At 60.6% G+C, this 2,503-nt stretch carries 3 protein-coding genes; all 3 read right to left on the reverse strand.

Annotated elements, in window-relative coordinates:
• On the reverse strand, nt 1-609 hold a 609-nt coding region (locus tag AB1609_21020; protein ID MEW6048917.1), incomplete at its 3' end, for an ABC transporter substrate-binding protein.
• A 66-nt stretch (nt 610-675) separates the two neighbouring features.
• Complete coding sequence (locus AB1609_21025) at nt 676-2,061, reverse strand: amidohydrolase family protein (GenBank protein ID MEW6048918.1); 1,386 nt, start codon at nt 2,059-2,061, stop codon at nt 676-678.
• The coding region (locus AB1609_21030) for an NAD/NADP octopine/nopaline dehydrogenase family protein (protein MEW6048919.1) at nt 2,045-2,503 on the reverse strand (459 nt) is incomplete at its 5' end. The genes AB1609_21025 and AB1609_21030, both read right to left, overlap by 17 nt.

Raw genomic sequence — 2,503 nt, forward strand, 5'->3', positions numbered from 1 at the left:
GGGGTTACGGACGAACTTAGCATACTCACCCTTCCTGTACTCCTTGAGGATGAACGGCCCGGTGCCCACCATGTTCTCCTTGAACCATTCGGGCTGTTGCTCGCGTAGAGCTTTCGGGCTGTATATAGCAAAGGTCTTGGCAGCAAGAATGCCGGGCAGGTCAAACATGGGCTTGTTGAACCGTAATTCAAGCGTCATGGGTCCGGTGACCCTCATCTCCTGGAGGTAAGGCTTCAGCATGCTGGCCAGCGGCTGATCCCTCTGTATTTTCCGCTCAAGGTTTACTTTTACCGCCTCTGCGTCGAGGGGAGTACCGTCGTGGAACTTGACCCCCTCCCTCACGTGGAACGTGTACACCAGGCCGTCGCCCGAAACGCTCCAGTCGCTCACCAGCCACGGTTGGAGTTTGCCGTCCTTGTCTCGCTCAAAGAGATTCTCGTAACACAGCTGCGTCACCTCGAACGCATAGCGCGTATTGGTGTCCTGGGCATCCAGGTGCACTACCCCCGGCGCTATGGCAACCCGTACCGTCACCTCCTCCTTTTCCTTAGCCGGAGGCTTGCCAGCGCACGACGCAAGCACAAATGTTAGCAACAATACCGATAGCATCGCCACCCGGCTCCGTCTCCCTGTCAAAGGCTCCACCCCCTTGCCAGTTTGGTTTGAACTTCGGCCTTACCTGGACTCCGTCCAATCCCCCAAACCGGAAACCTTGCTTCCCTGCCACACCACCACCTTTCCGCCGATCATCACCAGACGGAAGCGCCCCAAGTCCTCTTTGTCCACCGCCACCAAGTCAGCCACCTTTCCACGAGCGATGGTCCCCCGGCCGGGGGCCAGAAGCGGGAAAGCATCCGCCACGTTGGATGTGGCCAAGGCGACCGCCCTCGGAAGCGTAATAACCCGCTTCTGGACCGCAGCCCTGATCCCCGCCCATATGGGGTCGAACGATCCCCCCGCATAGTCCGTAGAGAGCAGGTCGACCAGACCGGACTCCAGGAAGGCGAAGAAGTACTCCGGCGGGGATGGGTCCGCGCTTCCTCCAAACGAGTCAAATGTAGCCACATCCACGAGCACCCCCAGGCTACGCAGGCGGCGTGCCACTTCCAAAGCTTCTTGGAGTTCGAAAGTATCATGGTTGCAATGTGCAGCGATGAAGCGGAACCCTTCCTTGGCCAAGGCCAAGACTGCCTGTTTGGAGGGAGCAGAGTTGTGCACCACCAAAGGGAGGCCGAGGCCCCTTGCTACCTCTGCCGCCTCCCTGAACCCGTCGATGGCCACCTGGAAAGATGGCAGCACGCTCTCAGCTATCAGGACCCGCAGACGCTCGGGCGATATGCGGCTTTCCAGCCCGGCCTCCGTCATGGCGCGTTTGAGGGCCTCGGGGTCGTAACTGCCGGGGTCAACGTGGCGGCCAAGCACGGCAACCTTAAGTTTCCGAGCCAGGCGGGGGCTGATATCAACCCCTGTCGCCTGCTTGACGGCGCGGGGAATGTACAGGTATTCCTGGCCGCCCCCGCCAAGGGTGTGGCCCCCGCCTATCTCCCCCACCGCGACCGCTCCGGCCTGCACCATCGCCTCCACCCGAGCCTGCCGGTGGCGAGGAGTAAGACCAGAGCCGTCCGCCAGTTCTGCGGCGCGCAGGTTAAGGGGCGTGTGGGAGGAGGCGCTTTTTATGTTTACCGGATGCAGATCCTGGGCCCGCGTTACCTCCTCGGGCAGGGCAAACCCATCCAGGTTAAGGATCGTAGTCGTGCCCGCCAGAAGGTGGCGGTCTAGATTTCGCAACACCGCATCCTCATCAAGAGCCGGCGCGGCGCTGGGGTACAGGGGACCGAAGGTGCACCCGTGGGTGTGGTGATTGATGAGGCCCGGAAAGACGTAGCACCCGCTCAGATCCCAAGCTCGTGCGTGATCCAGCTTGCCCGGCACCACATCGGCGATCAGTCGACCCGCCACTACGACCGACGCTTCATCAATCACCGTCGATCCGTCGCCGGTTATCACCGTCCCGCCCGCCAGGACCAAAGGCTCCGGCGCGGCATCATACCCCGGACTCATCTACCACCCTCCTCAACTCTTCGAGTGTTGCGAAACTAAGGCCCAGCCGCTCGAGGGTGCGCCCTGCTGCTCGTAGATCCCTCTCCAAGACGACGCAGGCCAAATCGATTAGCGCAGAAGTTACAGTTGTCTTCACCTTTGCCCAACGACCCAGGGATTCAACCGGGACCAGACCATACGGTACATCCTCGGTAAGATAGCGATGATCCAAGATGGACGGAGCCTTGCTCCACCGGTAAATGGGGTTGTTCACGCTGGTCTCATGCACATTGTTGCCGAACACACCTTGGTGACCGTACCACGCTATGTCCTGGTCCCGAAGGGAGCGCATGTTACTTAAGCCCAGTGCCTTTCCCAAGGACAGCCTCTCACGGTCTAGAGCCTCCACCGCTTTCCCAATCGCCGATGTCATCCCCTCGTGGTAGAACAGGAAATCTCCACC

This window comes from Bacillota bacterium, assembly GCA_040754675.1.
Lineage (GTDB): Bacteria > Bacillota > Limnochordia > Limnochordales > Geochordaceae > Geochorda.